The sequence below is a fragment of the Tindallia texcoconensis genome (assembly GCF_055383815.1).
Genome location: NZ_AP042431.1, coordinates 1,604,825 through 1,624,997 on the forward strand (window position 1 = coordinate 1,604,825; position 20,173 = coordinate 1,624,997).

The 20,173-nt window shown below is 43.2% G+C and carries 19 protein-coding genes and 1 riboswitch; of the genes, 16 read left to right on the forward strand and 3 right to left on the reverse strand.

All coding sequences use genetic code 11. From position 1 onward, the window contains the following. The first annotated feature begins 86 nt into the window (after positions 1-86). Complete coding sequence (locus ACZ47N_RS07315; RefSeq protein ID WP_464885907.1) at positions 87-833, forward strand: ZIP family metal transporter; 747 nt, start codon at positions 87-89, stop codon at positions 831-833. A gap of 251 nt (positions 834-1,084) precedes the next feature. Further along, entirely contained in the window at positions 1,085-1,465 is a 381-nt protein-coding gene (locus ACZ47N_RS07320; RefSeq protein ID WP_464885908.1) for a hypothetical protein, read from the forward strand. Between the two features lie 154 nt (positions 1,466-1,619). On the opposite strand, the gene ACZ47N_RS07325 is transcribed toward ACZ47N_RS07320, so the two are convergent. Together ACZ47N_RS07325 and dcm are read right to left on the reverse strand one after the other, a co-directional pair. Further along, positions 1,620-2,696: an HpaII family restriction endonuclease gene (locus tag ACZ47N_RS07325; protein ID WP_464885909.1), complete on the reverse strand. Its 1,077-nt coding sequence runs from the start codon at positions 2,694-2,696 to the stop codon at positions 1,620-1,622. Next, positions 2,648-3,670, reverse strand: a complete 1,023-nt coding sequence (gene dcm / locus ACZ47N_RS07330) for a DNA (cytosine-5-)-methyltransferase (protein ID WP_464885910.1) — start codon at positions 3,668-3,670, stop codon at positions 2,648-2,650. Before dcm ends, ACZ47N_RS07325 begins: the two co-directional genes overlap by 49 nt. A 266-nt stretch (positions 3,671-3,936) precedes the next feature. Here dcm and ACZ47N_RS07335 point away from each other — a divergent pair, with 266 nt between their 5' ends. Then, the gene (locus tag ACZ47N_RS07335; protein WP_464885911.1) at positions 3,937-5,400 is read left to right on the forward strand and encodes a LuxR C-terminal-related transcriptional regulator; all 1,464 of its coding nucleotides are present in this window, start codon (positions 3,937-3,939) and stop codon (positions 5,398-5,400) included. Here ACZ47N_RS07335 and ACZ47N_RS07340 read toward each other — a convergent pair. Beyond that, positions 5,381-7,186, reverse strand: a complete 1,806-nt coding sequence (locus ACZ47N_RS07340) for a complex I subunit 5 family protein (RefSeq protein WP_464885912.1) — start codon at positions 7,184-7,186, stop codon at positions 5,381-5,383. The two genes, ACZ47N_RS07335 and ACZ47N_RS07340, sit on opposite strands and share 20 nt — an antisense overlap. Before the next feature lie 550 nt (positions 7,187-7,736). Here ACZ47N_RS07340 and ACZ47N_RS07345 point away from each other — a divergent pair. The 13 genes from ACZ47N_RS07345 (at position 7,737) to cbiE (ending at position 20,160) form a co-directional block, all read left to right on the forward strand. Beyond that, positions 7,737-9,254: a glutathione ABC transporter substrate-binding protein gene (locus ACZ47N_RS07345; RefSeq protein WP_464885913.1), complete on the forward strand. Its 1,518-nt coding sequence runs from the start codon at positions 7,737-7,739 to the stop codon at positions 9,252-9,254. 171 nt (positions 9,255-9,425) lie between these two features. Then, positions 9,426-10,355: an ABC transporter permease gene (locus ACZ47N_RS07350; protein WP_093315200.1), complete on the forward strand. Its 930-nt coding sequence runs from the start codon at positions 9,426-9,428 to the stop codon at positions 10,353-10,355. Positions 10,356-10,375: 20 nt separating this feature from the next. Then, on the forward strand, positions 10,376-11,395 hold the full coding sequence (locus ACZ47N_RS07355) for an ABC transporter permease (protein ID WP_464885914.1): 1,020 nt from the start codon (positions 10,376-10,378) through the stop codon (positions 11,393-11,395). Positions 11,396-11,418: 23 nt separating this feature from the next. Then, on the forward strand, positions 11,419-12,399 hold the full coding sequence (locus tag ACZ47N_RS07360; protein ID WP_093315202.1) for an ABC transporter ATP-binding protein: 981 nt from the start codon (positions 11,419-11,421) through the stop codon (positions 12,397-12,399). A 12-nt stretch (positions 12,400-12,411) separates the two neighbouring features. Continuing rightward, on the forward strand, positions 12,412-13,374 hold the full coding sequence (locus ACZ47N_RS07365; protein ID WP_464885915.1) for an ABC transporter ATP-binding protein: 963 nt from the start codon (positions 12,412-12,414) through the stop codon (positions 13,372-13,374). A 126-nt stretch (positions 13,375-13,500) separates the two neighbouring features. After that, positions 13,501-13,875: a hypothetical protein gene (locus tag ACZ47N_RS07370; RefSeq protein ID WP_464885916.1), complete on the forward strand. Its 375-nt coding sequence runs from the start codon at positions 13,501-13,503 to the stop codon at positions 13,873-13,875. 64 nt (positions 13,876-13,939) lie between these two features. Continuing rightward, positions 13,940-14,121, forward strand: a riboswitch (cobalamin riboswitch). 111 nt (positions 14,122-14,232) lie between these two features. After that, on the forward strand, positions 14,233-14,601 hold the full coding sequence (locus ACZ47N_RS07375) for a sirohydrochlorin chelatase (protein WP_464885917.1): 369 nt from the start codon (positions 14,233-14,235) through the stop codon (positions 14,599-14,601). 28 nt (positions 14,602-14,629) lie between these two features. Continuing rightward, on the forward strand, positions 14,630-16,045 hold the full coding sequence (locus ACZ47N_RS07380; RefSeq protein ID WP_464885918.1) for a cobyrinate a,c-diamide synthase: 1,416 nt from the start codon (positions 14,630-14,632) through the stop codon (positions 16,043-16,045). Further along, positions 16,042-16,806, forward strand: a complete 765-nt coding sequence (locus ACZ47N_RS07385) for a hypothetical protein (protein WP_464885919.1) — start codon at positions 16,042-16,044, stop codon at positions 16,804-16,806. The genes ACZ47N_RS07380 and ACZ47N_RS07385 overlap by 4 nt, the downstream gene beginning before the upstream one ends. Beyond that, complete coding sequence (locus ACZ47N_RS07390) at positions 16,803-17,702, forward strand: GHMP family kinase ATP-binding protein (protein WP_464885920.1); 900 nt, start codon at positions 16,803-16,805, stop codon at positions 17,700-17,702. The genes ACZ47N_RS07385 and ACZ47N_RS07390 overlap by 4 nt, the downstream gene beginning before the upstream one ends. Before the next feature lie 2 nt (positions 17,703-17,704). After that, on the forward strand, positions 17,705-18,322 hold the full coding sequence (locus ACZ47N_RS07395) for a precorrin-8X methylmutase (RefSeq protein WP_464885921.1): 618 nt from the start codon (positions 17,705-17,707) through the stop codon (positions 18,320-18,322). A gap of 42 nt (positions 18,323-18,364) precedes the next feature. Further along, the gene (cbiD, locus tag ACZ47N_RS07400; protein ID WP_464885922.1) at positions 18,365-19,459 is read left to right on the forward strand and encodes a cobalt-precorrin-5B (C(1))-methyltransferase CbiD; all 1,095 of its coding nucleotides are present in this window, start codon (positions 18,365-18,367) and stop codon (positions 19,457-19,459) included. Further along, positions 19,456-20,160, forward strand: coding sequence for a precorrin-6y C5,15-methyltransferase (decarboxylating) subunit CbiE (cbiE, locus tag ACZ47N_RS07405; protein WP_464885923.1), 705 nt, complete (start codon positions 19,456-19,458; stop codon positions 20,158-20,160). The genes cbiD and cbiE overlap by 4 nt, the downstream gene beginning before the upstream one ends. The last annotated feature ends 13 nt before the right edge of the window (positions 20,161-20,173 follow it).

Below are 20,173 nucleotides of genomic sequence, written 5' to 3' on the forward strand. Positions count from 1 at the left end.
TGTAGCAACCAAAATTAAGTGGTAAGTATCTAATTGTAGTCACAAGGAAAAAAATGCATAGAAAAATTCATCGGGGGTGGAAGCATATGGAAAGTTTGTTGTATAGTTTTTTGGCCGGATCTTCAACGGCCATCGGAGCCGTTGCCCTTCTCTTTTTTGGACCACCTGGAAAAAGAGCCATGGCGGTTTTATTGGGTTTTGCCGGAGGGATTATGTTAGCCTTATCGGTATTTGAGCTAATGCCAGAAGCGGTGGAACTAGGAAGTATGACAACCGTCATTATTGGGTTTCTGGTTGGGTGCGGGATGATGTTTGGGGTGGATCAGGTGTTGCCTCATGCTCACATGTCTCAAAGCGATAAGTTAGAAGTTGAAAATCCAGAAAATTTTCCGGATGAAGAGGCATCGGTACTGCGAACTGGATACCTTATCTTTTTTGGAATCGCCCTCCATAATGTTCCGGAAGGTTTGGCCATTGGGGCAGGATTGGAAGCCAGTCCTGAATTAGGAATGTACATTGCCATCGCCATTGCTCTTCATAATGTTCCGGAAGGTTTGGCCGTAGCTGGGCCCTTGAGAGCTGGCGGCATGCCCGGTGGAAAAGTAGTACTGTTCACATTGAGTGCAGGGTTGATGACAGTGGTAGGAACCGCCATTGGGCTATTACTCTTTAATATTTCGCCCTTATTGGTTTCTGGATCCTTGGCCTTTGCCGCTGGTGCCATGGTGTATATTGTCAACGATGAGTTGATTCCTCAGGCCAACAGCATGAACAGCCATTTTGCTAATGCTGGCCTTATTGTAGGCTTGTTGCTTGGATTTGCCATTCTTTAGGAAGCGGCTTCTGCTTCGGTGAAAGAAGGCGTGTCAAGAAAAATCTCTCTCATAATGGCGAGAAGTGGATGAATACCAGCTCTTTTCAAAGCCCCTACCCATTTTGGGTAGGGGCTTTTTACGTAAAACTACCCCTTTTGTGTGTGGGAAAAAAACAAGAACCCCCCTATAATAGACCTATAAAAGAAAGCAGGCTGAGGGAAAAAGCAAGAAATAAAAAATAAGAAATAAGAAGGAAGAAGGTGTAGGCAATGGATCAGTTGATTATAGGAATCCTGCTAGTGCTCATCATCTTGGGGGCTGGCTGGTTGTTGATGGTTTACAACCGGCTGGTTAATCTCATTAGTTTGGAAGCGCAGCAGCGGCGATCCATTGAAAAATATCACCGAATTCGTCAGCAATATATGGAACTACCAGAAGTAGCACCAGAAGAATGGGATGCCATGAATAAAAAAATGAAAGAGCTGGATCAACACATTGAAGCCATAAAGATGGATCAAAGAAAAACCATCAAGGATTTTCATGGATTTTGTCGATCAACCTGGGTAAAACCAGCATTGTTTTTGATGGGGATGAAACAGGCAGTCCATAAGATACAAGAACCAGAAACCATGTCTGGAAAAAGAAAATAGCAAGCAAATCCTCAATATGAGAAACACTATCGGGGATGGAGATGGATTCCACTTTAAAGAGGCGTAAGAAAGTGGTCTCAAATATTCGTTGGAATAGGATAGGTGAATTTAATCTAAAACTTCTTTCTTTTTCGCCTTCGCCATAAAAGGACCTCTACTTAAACCTAATTTGAAGGTTTAGATTAAAATATTTTCCATAATTTTCCTCATAGATAGAGCCAAATCCATGTCTCGAAGTCGAAGGCGTTTCATATTTCGTGTTTTTTAGTAAATATTCTTCAAAAAAGTTTCTGTTATAAATATGATAAGCAACTACATTCCCCTTACGTGTTACAATAATATAGCCGCCACTTGCTTCATCTAAACCATTCCATGGTGTTGCAGGCTTCATGCCTAAAGCAATAGCCGTTAAGAATTTTTTGAACTTATATTCATAGGCATTTATGTTTCCATAATTCATTGGATTTTCAGCCTTTAACTTATTAACTAAATCTAAACAGTCAGCAATTCCGTCATGGTAATAATATAACAAGGTTTGGGCAATGATTTTATCCATTAAACTATCGATGAGGACAAGGTTATTCTTAAATATATTATTAGTCATATCAGAATATAGTAGCTTCGATTCGGAATCTTCAATACGATGCGTTCTATCACGGACACTTACTTTTCCAGCTGATGTATATAAATTATTTGTTTCTTTTATCAAGTCCTTACTACTGTTTTTAATCGCATACTTGAAGTTGGTAGTTTTACCTGCATTAAGTAGAGTGGGCGATGATCCGAGTTCTGACTTTATGCTAAAACCCACCGTAGGTTTATATCCAGTATTTATATCTATTATTTGCATTTTAATATCCGATTTATCCGTGGAAGGTGCAGAAATTTTATAACATTTTATGTGATCCATAAATTTTTCGGTTCGTGGATTCCCAAAAGCACCTTTAGATTTAGTTGAAATAATGGCATTTAATAAGTGATCGGCCTCATTGTGAAACTCATTTTTTGGTATTTTAACTACAAGTTTCCCGTTAATATTGATTTCAATAGGATCACCTGTAACGAATTCAGTCACTGTTTCTTTATTTTCTTCTCTGATAATTTTAAGTATGGGAAACCAGACATCGTTTAACTCGTTTAGGTCTTCATCAGCTCCAAAAATGTTGCCCTTTGAAAGTAACTTTAAGAGCACATAGATTTCAGACCATTCTCCTTTGTTGGCTTTGAGCATTTAAGAACCTCCTTGATTTCTTTTGCAATGGCTAAAATAACAGGAACTGTTACGGTATTCCCAAATTGTTTGTATAAATGAGTAACCGCTACAGGAAGCTTGAAGCTATCGGGGAAACCTTGAAGACGTGCCCATTCTCTAGGGGTCATTCTTCTAACATATTCTCTGTTAATTTGCCCTTTTATGTGTGTTACTGGTGTGAAATTTGTTAGACGTTCATCAATAATGAGGTTTCTTTCTCGTCCCATTCCTCCGCATACAAGAGCACCTGCTATAGAGTTCTTATCTCTTATTTCATAACCAAAGCCATTCCCTTTACCTTCATGTCTTTTCCTATGTTCTCTTAAAGAATTTAAGTACACATCTGACATATAATACTTTGGAGACACTTCCTCCTCTTCTAGAATATCTTCTATACACGTACTTTTAGAAACTTTCTTAGGGAAGTCAAAGGAAGTAGGGGCGATGTCATCTCTGAAGGCTACGATGTAAATTCTTTCTCGATTTTGTGGTACACCGAAGTTTTTGCTGTTTAACACCTTAGAATAGACTTTGTATCCCAAATTTTCAAGGATTCGCGTAATAGTATGAAACGTTCGACCTTTGTCATGATTGAATAGGTTTTTTACATTTTCGCCAAAAATTACTTTAGGTTTGTGGTACTTCGCAATTCTAGCAACATCAAAAAATAAAGTACCACGGGCATCTTCAAACCCCTTTTTTGCTCCTGCCAATGAAAATGCTTGGCAGGGAAATCCAGCCAATAAAAAATCGTGTTCTGGTATATCCTCTTCTTTAACTTTTGTAATATCACCATCAACACCAGGGTTATCGCCGAAGTTGGCACGGTATGTTTCTTGTGCCTTTAAATCCCACTCGCTAGCATAAACCGTTTCTATTTCATCTTTGAATGCTTGTTCAAAACCTAATCTTATTCCACCGATCCCTGCAAATAGATCTATAGATTTATACATAGTAGACTCTCCTTAGTTAATACATGGATTTTTAAAATTCATTTTTATAAAGCAAAAAGAATCATCAATATTAGTATAAATAGTATCATATCTAAACCGTCACCTCAATGGATATAGAACGTTTGTTTGGAAAACATTTTAATTTCTTTCACCTAAGAGGTTACCAATCATTATAAATGATACAGGTTAGGATTATTGGGACTCCCTATACATAGACTTTAAAGAACAAATCAAAAAAACAATGGAAAATTTAGGACATTTGGCTTATGATAGAAGGTAAGCAACAAATGACTTGCTGGGAGGGACGTCTTGTGACGCATCAGCAAATGACGCATCAGCAAAAATTTTCTATTGCTAGCATCTCATTATTTGCAGGCTGGCTGCTATCCTTCTTGTTTGAAGGAGAAGTATTACATCGCTTAATCCTTGCGGCGGAAACCCATGGCGGAAACATAAGCCTTCTGGTCATAAGCCTTCATTTTGCAGGGCTTTTTAGTGGTGGTTTTTTTATTAAACGCACCAGCTCCGCTAAAATGGTCATGTTAGCCGCCGTGGTGGTGTGTTTTGCAGGAAGTCTGATCTTTTTATTGCCCTACTCTGTGTTATGGTATGTATCGATCATTGCCATGGCCTATTATGCGGGACTATTTGTCGCTTCCTGGGGATTTTTCTATAAGTGGACCACTCCTCGGGATAAGCGGTTGCAAACAGCTGCAGATGTGCTGATTTTTTCCAATGTATTGATGGTGGCCATCAACGTCGTGACCAATCATATTTCTTCATGGCTGGGCTTCGGACTGGCATCCATGTGTTTATTGGCAGCCATTCCGTGTATTTATCCCTTAAAAACAGATGCGGATGTGGTTCAGACCGAGTCGGATGTATTGGAAAGTCCCTTGGTTAAAAATGTCATGTTAAAGCCCTTTGTTTTTCTGTGTGGGTTTATTCTCATCATTACCATCAACTCGGGAATTATGTATCAAGTGGTTCGTCCAACCTTTGGTCACTTAGGGTTGCTAACCACCTACTACTGGGCAGTGCCATATATTTTATCTCTTTTGATCCTAAGAAATCTTCCCCTTGGTTTTAATCGAGCCTACGCTTTGTATATTGCCTTGGCCATGATGGGCATCAGTTATATTCTTTTTATGGTGTTAAAGAAAGACGTCGGGGCCTATATAGTGGTGAATTCACTGATGCTAGGAGCCTTTGGAGTTTTTGATCTCTTTTGGTGGAGCCTCCTTGGTGATTTTCTAGAGAGCACCAAAGAGTCGGCTAAAGTCATGGGAATTGGACTTTCTATGAATGTATTGGGAATTTTATTGGGTGGATTTGCAGGAAATGCGGTGCTTCGTGCAGCAGGTCAACCTTATGAGGCAGCCCTCATGGCCTTAGCCGTGGTGTTTGTAGTGATGGCCCTAATGCCAATACTAAACAGCCAACTAAACCTTTTTTTTGAAAACCATGCTTTTGTGTTGAAACTGGCAAAAGAATTGGATGAAGACCAAGCCATAGATCCATTGATGGCATTTAAAAAAGAGTATGTGTTAACAGAGCGGGAAGGTGAAATTATCAATCTCTTAGTACAAGGCTATACATACAAAGGAATTTCTGAAAAACTGGTGGTCAGCGAAAACACCATCAAGTTTCACTCTCGCAATATCTATCAAAAACTGCAAATCAATAATAAGATGGAGTTGATTAAACTCATCAACCAGCAACTGAAGTAAACACGAGCAAAAGCATAATGAAAACAAGAACAACGGCATAAATCAATGCATCACCAAAAATAATGGGCGTTTCGTATTTGTCCACACAAAATTGAGAAAACCTACGAAATCCATTCATAATAGGATGATAAAGATATTGCTCTGCAGGAAGCCAATTAGGAGGCTTCCAAGAAAAAAGATGAAGCTTGAGTCCGAGGGTTAACAATAGCAAGCCGGCTGCGTAGACAAGGAAGGAACTACTCACATCCTTCCATTGCCAAAAATGCATTCCGGCTATTTTTGTGGCTGTTAAGGGATCGTCAAAATGAAAACCTAAGGCAGCAGGGCTCAGCAAGAGATCCAACATACCCCTCGGGAAAAAACCAATCAAAAGAATGAGTCCGGCTAAGACAGACATGGAGACATTCATCAACCCTGGGGATTTGGTTTTTTTCCTAAGAGAAAAAGAAAATGATTTTAAAAAGACATGATAGAGAAACTTAAAGGCATAAGCCACGGTTCCCACACTGGCTGCCTTAAAAACCAAGGGGGCATAGCCAAGGGATGAAGGCCCTTGTTCTGCGGCCTGAATCAATCCGTGATTCAAAAGGGTTTTGCTGGCATATCCATTGAAACCAGGCATACCCGTGAGGCCTAAAATGGCTACTAGAGCAAAAAAGAAGGCAAGAGGCATTTTTTTTCTTAAACCTCCCAACCGATATATATTGGTTTCTTCAGTAGAAAAGTAAACCGTTGCAACCACCAGAATCCATAGGGTTTTGAAAAGGGAATGATTGATGATGTGGTAGAGACTTCCAGTAAAGCCCAAGGCCCCTTCATAGCCCAGATAGGAAGCTACTCCCATACCAGTAACAATACAACCCATTTGGCTGATGCTGCTGTAAGCCAACAGTCGTTTTAGATGACTTTGCATAAGGGCAGCCAGAGCACCCAAGCTCATAGAAATAAGCCCCATCCAGATGAGAACCATGCCCATTTCCTGAGAAAGCAAATCTGCTAGAAGAGGCTGAGAAATCACTTTCATGATGCCGAAAGCCCCCACTTTTATCAATAATCCTGAAGAAAGAGCCAGGACAGCGAAGGGAGCTCTTTCATATACAGGTGCCATCCAAAAATGAAAAGGCATGACAGCGGCTTTGACACTAAATCCAGCCAGCAACAATCCTGCTATTAGGTATTTAACAGTCCCCATGGGTCGGAGGGATTCCGCCCCACTGATCCATTGTAAGCTTCCTGTGTAGGATACCAGCAATAAAAGCCCACCCAATACCAGTAGTCCACCTATGATTCCCATATAAATATAAACAGATCCAGGATCCAATTGCTCTTGACCACGGTGATACACCATTAGGGCATAAGAACTGAAGGTCATGATTTCAAAAAAAAGGAAAAAGCTTAGGAGATCCCCAGCCATGAGCGTACCAATGGTAGCAAGGTAAACAAGGGTATAAAAAAAGTAATGAATATCCTCACGGCTAAAGAAGCCTATGAGGAGCCACAAAACCCCTGCCAGTACGAGTAGTGGAAAATTCATCAGATCTACCTGAAAAAACAGACCCTGACCAAAAACCCCTGGGATCTTATAGGAGAGAGGCCCTTGGACCACCTCTGGAAAGGTAGCCATAAACAGGATCGTCATCATAAGGACATAGCCCTTGGCCGCCTGGCGACGTATGCTTCCAGGAGGACGATGTTGGAGGATCAGGGGAAGGATCAATTCCAATAAAATAAATAGGATTGTGACGCCTGGGATGCCAAATTCCATGAGAATGCGAGGGATATTCAAAAGAGTTCTCCTTTCCATAGGGAATCATCAATGAAGATACCTACTTTATTGATTATAGGCTTATAGGTTTCTTATACCACAGATGAAGGGAGAATTATCAGGACTTTTCGGGCGGTACATAATTGGGTTCAACTTGAAAAAAACAGCAGATAGACATAATAAAAGGATGTAGAAAAGGGAGTAATACCTATCCCTATATTGCATTGCTAAAAACAATAAGGTATAATAGCCATAAAATATAATGACAATAAAGTATATACTGAATAGAAGAAAAAATCCTAGGAAAGAGTCCTCGTAGGTCGGAAATTTTCAAAACAATGGTAATTCAACAACGAATTTGGAATTGAAGAATAAATCAAAAGTGATCAGTAGCCCTTGGGCTGCTTTAATTTTCAGAAATATTTACTACATATTTTTAACCATGCCAAAACTTTTTTAATTACATATTTGAAAAAACGTCACAATTCCACAGGATATTATTTTCTCTGAAGACTTATCGGTCTTTAGATGAAATTAATATAAATTTAATTATTAAAAGGGGAGAAAAAGAATGAACAGTAAGAAGATTGCATTATTGATAACCGTATTATTAATAGTTGCTGCCTTTGCCACGGGTTGTGGCGATGCAGCATCGGACAACACACTCGTTGTGGCGCAGGGTGCCGATGCGGATTCATTGGATCCACATGCAACCAACGACCAACCTTCTTCAAGAGTCATGAAACAGATTTATGAAACCCTTGTAGATCAAAACGAAGACATGGAACTAGTTCCTGGCCTTGCAAAAGACTGGGAAAAAATTGACGACTTAACCTTTGAATTTAAGCTTAGAGAAGGGGTGCTGTTCCATAACGGAGAAGAATTAACAGCAAGCGACGTAGAATTCACACTGCTTCGAGCATTAGATTCTGCCAATGTAGGCCATATTGTAGGGGAGATTGATCCCGACGGATTTGAAATTGTGGATGACTATACCATCAGAATTTCAACAAAGGATCCTTTTGCACCACTGATGGCTCATTTAGCCCATACGGGGACTTCTATTTTAAATCAAAAGGCAGTAGAAGAGTTTGGGGATGATTATGGTGAAAATCCAGTAGGAACCGGACCTTATATGCTTGATACATGGACAAGAGGATCACAGATTCAGTTAGAAAGATTTGAAGATTTCCATGGTGACAACGCAAAAATGGAAAGAATCACCTTTAGAAGTATTCAAGAAGCTGGAAACCGAACCATTGAGCTGGAAACCGGTGAAATTCATATTGCTTACGATACGTTACCAACGGATATTTCAAGAATTGAAGGAAATGATGAATTAGTATTGGCAAGAGACTTAAACTTTTCAACGGTGTATCTTGGATTTAACGCTAAAAAAGAGCCTTTTGATGATGTAAGAGTTCGGCAAGCCATCAACTATGCTATTAATGTGGAATCCATCATTAATACCGTCATGGAAGGTTCTGGGGAAGTTGCAACCGGACCCATCGGACCCATGGTATGGGCAGCAAATGACGAACTAGAGCCTTATGGACACGATATAGCCAAAGCTCAGGAACTAATGAATGAAGCTGGCTTGGAAGACGGATTCTCAACCACCATCTGGACAAATGATGATCAACTTCGACAAGATATCGCAGTAATTGCTCAAAGTCAGTTAGCGGAAATTGGAATTGAAGTAGATATTCAAGTATTGGAGTGGGGAGCATATCTGGAAGGAACTGCTAATGGAGAGCATGATATGTTTATCTTAGGATGGGTTACGGTAACAGGAGATCCGGACTATGGATTATATGCATTGTTCCATTCAGAACAATTTGGAGCAGCTGGAAACCGAACCTTCTATGCCAATGAACGAGTGGATGAATTATTGGATGAAGCCAGAAGATCCGCAGATCCTGACGTGCGAGAAGCAGCATACAGGGAAGTTCAGGAAATCGTACGAGACGAAGCACCTTGGTTATTCCTTAACACTGGGGAAGATCGAACCGGACTTCGTGCCAACGTAAAGGGATTTAGAAATCATCCAGCGGGTCATCACCCACTGTGGGATGTCGTTGTAGAATAACTAAATACATGAAGAATCCATCTGGAAAACAGATGGGATTGCCAGAAGAGGCAAGGCACAGTAGGGTCATAGCCATGACCCTACTGTGCTTTCTGGAATTATTTTGAAAATTCATCATAATCAATATAAAACTGACAGACAGTTCCGATAGATTAGAAAGGAGGAGCAATAATGTTAAAGTATATTGGTCGAAGAATACTGTTGCTATTACCCGTATTGATTGGTGTATCCTTCATTGTGTTTAGCTTAATGTACATTACCCCAGGAGATCCTGCGGCCATTCAACTTGGAGAACAGGCAACAGAAACACAAATCTTACAGCTTCGAGAACAAATGGGTTTGGATGATCCCTTTATTGTCCAGTATGGCCGTTTTGCCAAAGGTGTATTCACAGAGCTAGACTTTGGTCGATCCTATAGAACTAATACATTGGTATTCGATGAGTTAATCAGTCGCTTTCCAACGACCTTGACCTTGGCAGCTACGGGAGTGGTGGTGGCGGTGGCCATCGGAATACCCGTTGGGATTATTTCCGCAACCAAACAATATTCCTTATTTGATAATGTGGCCATGATGTTTGCCTTAATTGGAGTGTCCATACCGAACTTTTTTCAGGGCTTGCTGGCCATTCTCATATTTTCGGTGTGGGCAGGGTGGTTTCCCTCGTCAGGCTATTCGACACCGATGCATATGATTTTGCCGGCTTTGACCATTGGAACAAGTTCAGCAGCTATGATTACCCGGATGACACGGTCCAGTATGTTGGAGGTAATCCGGCAAGATTATATTCGTACGGCTCGGGCCAAGGGACAAAAGGAGTCTGTGGTCATCAATCGTCATGCGTTGAAGAACGCTTTGATCCCTGTAGTTACTGTAATCGGTTTGCAATTTGGATACTTGCTGGGGGGAGCGGTACTTACAGAAACCGTTTTTTCCATTAATGGTATTGGGCTTTTGATGGTGAATTCCATTAAAATGCGGGATTTCCCCATGGTTCTGGGTGGGGTATTGTTTATTGCCCTGACCTTTAGCCTTGTTAATCTGTTGGTAGATATCTTATACGGATTCATTGATCCTAGAATCAAGGCTCAATACAAATAATCAGAAAAGGAGGTCCTAAAATGTCACCTCATAATGATGATAATGGTTTAATGGATAAAGGAACCCCCCCAAAGGCAAAAGAGTTAACCAGGGAGGATGCGGTAGTAAAAAATTATCAATCCCAAACGGAAATTCATAGTGGTCCTGGAACAGGTCAAGAGAAAAAGATGGATGTGAAAACCATTGTACCACCAAAGAGAAAGAGTCAATGGGCAGAAGTTTGGAAACGATTGATTAAGAACAAAGCAGCTATTGTGGGAATGCTGATCATTGTAACCCTGATGCTTACTGCGATTTTTGCGGATTATATTGCACCGGTCCACTATGAAACACAAGATCTGGAGAATGTTCGGGTGGCGCCGAATTCCGATAACTGGTTTGGTACCGATAATTTTGGACGAGATATTTTCAGCCGGGTCGTCTATGGCAGTAGAATTTCGATTATGGTAGGTTTTATTGCCGTTGGTGTGGCAATGGTTGTCGGTGGAATCCTCGGCTCTATATCCGGATACTACAGTGGTAGAATTGATAACGTCATCATGCGTTTAATGGATGTTTTGCTGGCCATTCCTGGAATATTACTGGCCATAGCCATAGCCGCAGCCCTAGGGCCAGGGCTTGTAAATGTCATGATTGCCGTAGGGATTGCATCGATACCCCGGTATGCTCGAATCGTTCGTGCCTCGGTACTTTCCCTTAGGGATCAGGAGTTTGTAGAGGCGGCAAAAGCCGTTGGAGCCAATGACTTTAGAATCATCACCAAATATATTTTGCCCAACTGTATGGCCCCTATTATTGTGCAGGGAACCTTAGGGGTTGCGGAAGCCATTCTTTCTGCAGCCGGCCTAAGTTTTATCGGCCTTGGTATTCAGCCGCCAACTCCTGAGTGGGGTGCGATGTTGTCTACGGCTCGAATATATATCCGAGATGCCTGGTGGATGGCCATTTTCCCAGGGCTTGCAATTATGTTTACCATCTTTGGTCTGAACCTGCTGGGGGATGGTCTTCGAGATGCATTGGATCCAAGGTTAAAAGGCTAAAGTCAAGGAAGGGAGTGTCGTATATGGCAAAAGATTTGTTGAAAGTAAAGGACTTGTCCATTCAATATAATACGGATGACGGGGTTGTAAAGGCCGTCGATCATATGACCTTTGAAATTGGCATAGGAGAAACCATTGGAATTGTTGGAGAAACTGGTGCGGGAAAAACCACAACGGCCCTAGGGATTATGCGATTGGTTCCAGCCCCTCCGGGAAAAATAGTCCAAGGGGAAATTCTCTTTAAAGGGGAAGACTTGCTGAAGAAAAAGGAAGAGGAAATGCGAAACATTCGAGGAAATAAAATTTCCATGATTTTTCAGGATCCCATGACTTCCTTGAATCCGGTCATGACTACGGAAGATCAAGTTGCCGAGGTGATTTTACTTCACCAAAAGGCAAATCAAAAAGAAGCTTTGGAAAAGGCCAGAGACATGATTGAAACCGTAGGTATTCCAAGGGAACGTGGCAAAGAGTATCCCCATCAATTCAGTGGTGGCATGAGGCAACGTATCGTCATTGCGATTGCCCTTGCCTGTAATCCAGAGCTGTTGATCGCAGATGAACCCACCACGGCATTGGATGTAACCATCCAAGCTCAGGTTTTGAAACTCATGAAACGACTGAAAGACGAATTTGAAACATCCATGATCATGATCACCCATGACCTGGGAGTAGTGGCAAATATTTGTGATAAAGTAGCCATTATGTATACGGGATACGTGGTGGAATATGCCAAAGTAAGCGATCTGTTCGAAAGGCCATTGCACCCTTATACGGAAGGGTTGTTCGGTTCTATTCCCAATGTCGAAGAGGATGAAAAGCGGTTAAAGCCCATAAAAGGGTTGATGCCGGATCCAACGGAAATTCCTGAAGGATGTCCATTTAATCCACGATGTCCTAAGGCCATGGACATTTGCAGAAAAGTACTACCGGATAGAGCGGAAGTGAAAGAAGGGCATTTTGTCAATTGTCATCTGTATCCGGCAGAACAATACAGAAAGTAGGAGGTGAAAGGAATGTTGAAAAATATTTTAGAAGTAAAAAATCTGAAAAAATATTTTAAAACCCCGAAAGGAATGCTTCATGCCGTAGATGATGTCAGCTTTTTTATCAAAGAAGGAGAAACCTTAGGCCTCGTAGGCGAGTCTGGTTGCGGAAAATCCACTACGGGTCGGGCCATACTGCGACTGGTTGAACCCACAGCGGGAGAAGTAAACTTTGAGGGAAAAAACATTGTGGATTTTAACGGATCCCAGATGCGTGAAGCTCGAAAGAATATGCAAATCATCTTTCAAGACCCCTATGCATCCCTGAATCCAAGAATGAACCTGGGGCAAATTATTTCCGAGCCTCTTTTAATCAATAAAGTATTCAAGGATCGTAAAAAAGTGACGGATCGGGTGAAGGAGTTAATGGATACGGTTGGTCTGACCCCAAGACTCCTAAATGCCTTTCCTCATGAGCTTGATGGTGGAAGACGTCAACGGGTGGGTGTGGCCAGAGCGCTGGCCCTAAATCCTAAGTTCATCGTTCAGGATGAGCCGGTATCCGCTCTGGATGTATCGATTCAAGCCCAAATTCTTAATCTAATGCAGGATATCCAGGAGGAACTGGGTCTTACGTATCTCTTCATTTCCCATGATTTGAGCGTGGTGAAACATGTGAGTGATCGAATTGCGGTGATGTACCTTGGGAAAGTAGTGGAGCTTTCTGAATACAACGCTATTTTCAAAAATCCCTTGCATCCCTATACCCAAGCCTTGTTGTCGGCCATACCAGTACCCAGGGTAGATGCACCGGATAATATGATTATTCTTGAAGGGGACGTACCAAGCCCTATAAATCCTCCGGAAGGCTGCCGTTTTTACGGTCGATGTCGACATCGACAGGATATTTGTAAAACAAAGACCCCGGAGTTAAGGGAGTATGAACCTCAGCGATTTGTGTTATGCCATTTAGTGGAAGAATTACAAAAATAACGGAATGGTTTACAAAGAGCAGAGACTCTTTTCCAAGCTGTATATTTTTGATGAAAAGGGCTCCTGACCACAAAATTGAGCTCTTTTCCCTTTTTTGATCTTTGCCCATGGGGGAGGAAAATTTCAATGTCCAACCAATACGATTACACAAAAATTCCGAGGCTTTCCACAGTGCTTTGGCTTGTTACCAAAGAAGGCCTGTTGGCGACACTGATTGCTGCTGTCATGGGAGCTGTCTATGGTTTTTTCTTGTCTCAGAAACCTTTACTGCAACTGGCAAACAATGCTATTTTCTTAATGGGAGTCGTTTTAGGCTGCTATGCTCTTTTTTTTGGTATCCAGCGGGATAAAAAAATCTTTAAAAACATGTTTCACAGCCATCTAAAAGAACAGTATTTGGAGAAACTCTCTCTTCGAAAAGAAAGGGCCATTCATTTTTATCGAGCCTTCGTGGTTTTTATGATGGCGATCTTTTTGGATCTGGTTCTGTTTTATCTTTAACCCTGGGAGAATCATCAGGACTTTTTCTTGTGGTAAAAGAGTGCTTCTGATATAATGATTCACATCAATTAAATATTTTTCAGGTGTTTAACCAACACAATTGGGAAAGGGGTTAGAAACCCCTGCAGCCCCCGCTACTGTAAGTGTGGATGAAAACGGCAAAAGCCACCAAAGGAATCCTTTGGGAAGGAGCCGTGAGTAAAAGGAAACACAAGCCAGGAGACCAGCCTGAGAAAATTGCACCAAACCCTTCGGAGGGAAGGGCCCATGGGGTGAGTGACATACGAACACATGGCGTCTTTTCCGGCGGCATGTTTTTTTGTGACAACAGAAATAGAAAAAAGGAGTTGTTTGAAGATGAAAAAAGCATTAGTCATTCTGGCCCATGGAAGCAGGGTACCAGAAACCAGCGATACCGTCAAAGAATTGGCAGAACATGTGAAGATACGTTCAAAAGATGAATTTGCAATGACCGGATACGCTTTTTTACAGTTTGCTAAGCCAGAGTTGGAAGAAACCCTAGAGACATTGATAGAAAAAGGTGCAACAGAGATCGTAGTAGCTCCGTTTTTTCTATTTGCGGGCCATCATATGCAACATGATTTACCAGAAGCCCTAGATAAAATGAAAGAAAGATATCCAGAAGTCACCTTTAAAACATCAGACGTCATTGGACAGGATTCAAGAATGACGGATATCCTATTAGATCAGATCAGAAAGGTATAAGGAAGAAGAACCCATAGGAGGAGCTTGGATGGCCAAAGGATTTGTACTGGCCGGCACCCATAGTGGTGTCGGGAAAACAACCATTACCCTTGCATTGTTAAAAGCTTTGAAAGAGCGGGGCCATGAGGTGCAACCCTGTAAAGTGGGGCCGGACTTCATTGACCCTCAGTTTCATCATGCCGTCACCGGAACCCCCTCCTACAATCTGGATAGTTGCCTCATGGGTGAAGCTGGTGTTCAAAGACAGTTGGAACAAATTCTTCGAGAAGATCAAATAGTGGTGGTGGAAGGTGTCATGGGGCTTTATGATGGCATGGGGAGCCGTAAAGAAAACGGGAGCACTGCGTGGATTGCCAGATTGTTGAAATTACCGGTAATTTTAATCATAGACGGTGCAGGCATGTCTACCAGTGCGGCGGCCATGGTGAAAGGCTATGAGATGTACGACCCAGCATTGAAGGTGGCAGGGGTTATTATTAATCGTATATCCGGCGAGAAACACTACCAGCTAATTCGTCGTGCCATTGAACGAGACACGGGCATTCCTTGTCTGGGGTGGATGGCCAAGGATCAAGGCCTAACTCTGAAGAGTCGCCACCTGGGGTTGATTCCAGCTACAGAAGTGGAGGCTCTGAAGGAAACCCTCCAGAAAGCCTCGGAAGCTGCTGAAAAAACCTTGGAGATCGATAGGATTTTAGAACAGGCTGCCATCCTTCCAGTACCCTTGAAAACCAAGGAAAACCTTCAGCAGAAAAGGGATTTTAGGATTGGGATTGCCAAAGACCAAGCCTTTCATTTTTACTATCCAGCCAATCTGGATTGGCTGAAGAAACAGGGATGCACCCTAGTAGAAGTAAGCCCTATGCAGGACAAGCATTTGCCAGATTCTTTGGATGCCCTCTACTTGGGAGGCGGATTTCCAGAAATCTTTGGAAAGGAATTGGAGGCAAACACTTCCTTTAGAAAAGATTTAAAAGAGAAGGTTCAGCAAGGATTACCGGTATATGCAGAATGTGGTGGATTTCAGTATTTATGCCAAAGCTTGACGGATTTCCAAGGAAACACCTGGGAAATGGCAGGTGTTTTTCCAGGGAAAGCTTACATGACCAATCGGCTTCAACGATTTGGCTATGGTTCTATTGAAACCAACCCAGAAAAAGGATTTTTTACAGAATCCTTGCAGATCTCAGGCCACGAATTTCATCGAGGAGTAGTGGAAACACAGGAGCCTGGGGTTCTTTCCATCACCAAGATTCAGGATCCTTCAGAAAAAAGAGACCCAGTATCCTGGAAATGTGGCATGACCATCCATCATGCTTTTGGTGGGTTTCCCCATGTTTTTTTTGAATCCAATCCAGCCTATGCCATGGAATGGCTAAAAAAAATCCCTGGCTGGCAGTCATCCAACAAAGAGGCTGAAGAACCAGAAAGGAAGCCTTTATGATACAACCAATACCAAGTCTACGAGACATAAGCATACTGAGGCTTTCTGGCCAGGAATATCTATTAATAGCCTGCGATTCCTGTGGAGCCATTGGTCAAAAAGAAAAAGACCTGGTTCGAGTATCACCAGCAATCACCGGATACTATACCTGTCGGGTAGCAACATTAGAAATTTTGGCAGCTGGCGGCCAGGTACATACGGTGATCGACACCCTGTCTGTAGAATGGGATCCGACAGGAAAAGAGATTTATCAAGGTATTCAGAGGTTCTTAGCAGAAGCAGCCTTAGAAACAACCACCATCAATGGAAGCACCGAGGAAAATTTTCCTACGGTACAAACTGCCATGGGGATAACGGTTCTAGGGACTGCCCATGAAGAGACCCTACGGTTGCATAAAAGCCAACCTAAGGATGAAGTATGGGTATTGGGATTGCCAAAGATAGGAAATGAAATTGCCCATCCCTTTGATCCGGAAGTGGCTTCTGTCACCAGCATTCAGGCCCTGCTTCAGGACCCCAAGGTGACGGCCATGATTCCCGTAGGGTCCAAGGGAATAAGCCACGAAGCCTCCCTTTTGGCAAAAGAAAGTGAATTAGAAATAGAATGGGAACCAGAGCTGGCCGTATCCTTAGAAAAATCTGCTGGACCAGCTACCTGCGTGGTTCTATCCATGGATCCCCACATCCTGCCAGCATGGAAAAAACAATTGGCTTCTGAGGTGTTTTGGAAACTGGGACGCATGAAAGGGGAACCAGCATGAAACGTATTGTTTCCGCCTGTCCAGGTTCCTGTGGGGAATGGCTCCAAGGGTGGATCATGGGTGGCGAAAAACTGATTTCCTATGCCATCGACGGTTTTAGTCGTGTGACCATAGAGACAGCTAAGGACCATGCTGATGGCCATAGGTGGTTGCGTCAGCATCGTCCCAGGGCTTGGAAAATGATGGCATTGGCCATGGAAAAAGCAGCCATCCCATCAGAAGAACAAGCCTCCTTTTCCCTAAGGCTGGAATCGCCTTTGCCCTTGGCTAAAGGAATGGCAAGTTCAACAGCGGATTTGGCAGCCGTAGGGGATGCGGTGACTCGTTGGTTTGGAAAACCATTAACGGCCCAAGAACTAACAAACCTATGTGCAGAATTAGAACCTACAGACAGTATTCTTTTTCCAAGGCTTAGTTTGATGGATCCCTTGACAGGAGAAGTGAGCCTGACCTTGGATGCATGGACACCGGCATTGGAAGTACTGGTATTGGAAGGAAAAAAAGACATTGAGACCGCCACATCCCGAAAAACAGACCACCATGAAAAACGAAAAGCCTATGCCGCGGAAATGGAGAAGGCTTTAAAGCTTTTCCAGAGAGGATTGAAAGAAAAGAAGCCTTTTCTCCTGGCAGAAGCCGCTTGGATCAGTGCCCAAGGCAATGAAGCCTTTATTTCTCAGCCCGGTCTGTGGTCCATAAGGGAGTTGGCCCTTGAATGTGGTGCACTGGGCGTCAATGTAGCCCATAGCGGCAGCACCCTAGGGGTGCTCTATGAACCTAGGGCCATGGACAAGGAAAAGTTTTATCACGGGTGGAAAAGTTTAGAGAGTAGCAAAGAATACCAACACCCACGGCAGCAGCAAATGATTGCCGGTGGCATCCGGAGGGAGGAATAACAATGGAAATAGAATGGAATCCTGAAAATATAGAAAAAAACAGTTTTCAAATAATACGATCTGAAATGAAAACACCTCTAGCCCATCCGGAAATGGAAGATATCCTTGTAAGGGTGATTCATACAACGGCGGATTTTACCTACGCAGATGCCCTTCATTTTAAGCTGGGCTCCTTGTCAAAACCAGAGGAAGCATTACAGGCTGGCAAAAAAATCTATACAGATACTCGGATGGTTTTGTCTGGGATTAATAAGCGAATTTTAAGGTCCTTGGGGATGGAAGTCTACTGCCTAGTGGATGATCCAGAAGTGGCGTCTCTTGCCAAGGAACAAGGACGAACCCGATCGGCGGTTGCCGTCGAAAAAGCCGCCACCGATCCAGAAACATCGATTTTTGTTTTTGGGAATGCACCTACAGCACTTTTTCGGTTATGCCAATTGATAGACGAAGGCAAAGCAGATCCAGCCCTTATTATTGGAGTACCAGTGGGATTTGTAGGAGCAGTCGAATCCAAAGAAGCCCTCCTTACCTATGAGGTGCCCAGCATCTCAGTTCAGGGTCGTAAAGGTGGCAGTACCGTGGCGGCAGCAATTGTGAATGCACTGCTGAAAAGAAAATGATGGAGGCGTATTCATCATTGGAAAAAACGAGGTGGTGATCCCATGGCAAGGAAAAAACTGAAAAAAGGCTTTACTACTGGCGCCTGTGCTACTGTCACGGCAAAAGCGGCGGCAAAGATGCTGGTGACGCAAAAAACCGTCTCCCTAGCCTGGTTGATCCTCCAAGGCGAAGAAAAGAAATTTCAGATTTTAAAGCCAGAAGTCACACAAACATCGGCTTCTTGTTACGTGATTAAAGATGCCGGCGACGATCCGGATATCACCAATAAAGCCTGGATAAAAGCCCAGGTAGCATGGCGGAAGGATACAGAAATCAAGTTGCATGCTGGAGAAGGCATTGGAACCGTGACGAAAAAAGGGTTGCCGGTGGCCGTAGGAGAACCAGCCATCAATCCAGTACCCCGCAAAATGATCAAGGAAGCCGTCCGTGCCATCATTGGAGAAGAAAAAGGCTTGGATGTGACGATTTCCATCCCTGGTGGAGAAAAACTGGCGGAGAAAACCTTTAATCCAAAACTAGGAGTGGTAGGAGGGCTTTCAATTATTGGAACCACAGGGATTGTAGAGCCCATGTCCACCAGTGCTTGGATCAAAACCCTAGAAATGGAATGCAGCGTCATGGCGGCAGGAGGCAATCGAAATTGGATTGGAGTTCCTGGCAACCATGGCCGAGATTTTGCACGAGATCAGTTCCATTTACAGCCGGAAAAAATGGTGAAATTTGGCAACTTTCCAGACACCTTATTGGAACAGGCCCAGGAACATGGGGCAGAAACTTTGCTCTTGGTAGGCCATGTGGCAAAATTGGTTAAAATAGCCGGTGGTATTTTCCATCTGCATAGCAAAGTAGCAGACGGAAGGCTGGAAATTCTGACAGCGGAACTGGTGAAATGCAACACCCCCTACCCACTGCTCCGGCGTGTGGTTTATGCCAATACCGTTGAAGAAGCGGCCAGTATCCTTGTGAAAGAGGGCCCAGAGCACTTTTTTCATAGATTAAGCCATGCCATTACCCAAAAAGCCAAGGCTAGAACTGGAAAAGACGTGGAAGTTGGTACGATTCTTTTTTCATACGAAGAAGGAAGCTTGGGGATGTGTTCCCAAGCCAAAAAAATCCTGGAGGTGATGACATCATGAAACCTATCCATGTGATTGGCATGGGCCCTGGCCATGCAGATTATCTGCTGCCGGCGGCTAGGAAAGCCCTGAAACAATGCCATCTCTTAGCAGGAGGTGCTCGTCTGATTGAGACTGGAGAAGCCTTTGCTCCACCAGAGGTGATAAAATTCCCCCTGAAAAGCCAGCTTAAAGCATGGTGTCATCAGCTTCAGGATACCCTTCGGCAGCAACCGGAAATACAGGCAGGCATTTTGCTTTCGGGAGACCCGGGGTGCCACAGCCTAGTTCCCATGCTGCATCAATATTTTGATTCAAATGCCCTCATTCTGGTGCCCGGGATCAGCTCCGTCCAGCTGTTTCTAAGCCATCTACAGCTCCCCTGGACACACGGGCCCGTCATTAGCTTGCATGGGCGCCGCAGCCAGTGGATGGATGTTCTTCGGCACCATTCTTTTATCCATTTACTTACCGACGCTAGCAGTGGACCAGAGGTACTGGCAAAGGAATTATTGGATGCTGGCTACCCCCATGCCATGATGGCCGTCGGTGAGAATCTTTCATATCCGCATCAAAGGTTATTACTTGGATCTCCAGAAACCATTAAGCAACAGGCACCTTATCAAATGAATGTGGTGGTGATTAGCCTTGACCCAACAATTAAACAACACCTGCAACATCGAAAAATGGCTCTCCATTCCCTCACCGGGACTACCGGATAAGGCTTTTATCCGA

Bases quoted from the DNA above. Each gene is read 5' to 3' on its own strand.
- ACZ47N_RS07355 (WP_464885914.1), top strand. From the start codon at position 10,376: ATGTCACCTCATAATGATGATAATGGTTTAATGGATAAAGGAACCCCC.
- ACZ47N_RS07315 (WP_464885907.1), top strand. From the start codon at position 87: ATGGAAAGTTTGTTGTATAGTTTTTTGGCCGGATCTTCAACGGCCATC.
- ACZ47N_RS07360 (WP_093315202.1), top strand. From the start codon at position 11,419: ATGGCAAAAGATTTGTTGAAAGTAAAGGACTTGTCCATTCAATATAAT.
- ACZ47N_RS07395 (WP_464885921.1), top strand. From the start codon at position 17,705: ATGGAAATAGAATGGAATCCTGAAAATATAGAAAAAAACAGTTTTCAA.
- ACZ47N_RS07370 (WP_464885916.1), top strand. From the start codon at position 13,501: ATGTCCAACCAATACGATTACACAAAAATTCCGAGGCTTTCCACAGTG.
- cbiE (WP_464885923.1), top strand. From the start codon at position 19,456: ATGAAACCTATCCATGTGATTGGCATGGGCCCTGGCCATGCAGATTAT.
- cbiD (WP_464885922.1), top strand. From the start codon at position 18,365: ATGGCAAGGAAAAAACTGAAAAAAGGCTTTACTACTGGCGCCTGTGCT.
- ACZ47N_RS07390 (WP_464885920.1), top strand. From the start codon at position 16,803: ATGAAACGTATTGTTTCCGCCTGTCCAGGTTCCTGTGGGGAATGGCTC.
- dcm (WP_464885910.1), bottom strand. From the start codon at position 3,670: ATGTATAAATCTATAGATCTATTTGCAGGGATCGGTGGAATAAGATTA.
- ACZ47N_RS07320 (WP_464885908.1), top strand. From the start codon at position 1,085: ATGGATCAGTTGATTATAGGAATCCTGCTAGTGCTCATCATCTTGGGG.
- ACZ47N_RS07365 (WP_464885915.1), top strand. From the start codon at position 12,412: ATGTTGAAAAATATTTTAGAAGTAAAAAATCTGAAAAAATATTTTAAA.
- ACZ47N_RS07335 (WP_464885911.1), top strand. From the start codon at position 3,937: ATGATAGAAGGTAAGCAACAAATGACTTGCTGGGAGGGACGTCTTGTG.
- ACZ47N_RS07350 (WP_093315200.1), top strand. From the start codon at position 9,426: ATGTTAAAGTATATTGGTCGAAGAATACTGTTGCTATTACCCGTATTG.
- ACZ47N_RS07345 (WP_464885913.1), top strand. From the start codon at position 7,737: ATGAACAGTAAGAAGATTGCATTATTGATAACCGTATTATTAATAGTT.
- ACZ47N_RS07375 (WP_464885917.1), top strand. From the start codon at position 14,233: ATGAAAAAAGCATTAGTCATTCTGGCCCATGGAAGCAGGGTACCAGAA.
- ACZ47N_RS07325 (WP_464885909.1), bottom strand. From the start codon at position 2,696: ATGCTCAAAGCCAACAAAGGAGAATGGTCTGAAATCTATGTGCTCTTA.
- ACZ47N_RS07380 (WP_464885918.1), top strand. From the start codon at position 14,630: ATGGCCAAAGGATTTGTACTGGCCGGCACCCATAGTGGTGTCGGGAAA.
- ACZ47N_RS07385 (WP_464885919.1), top strand. From the start codon at position 16,042: ATGATACAACCAATACCAAGTCTACGAGACATAAGCATACTGAGGCTT.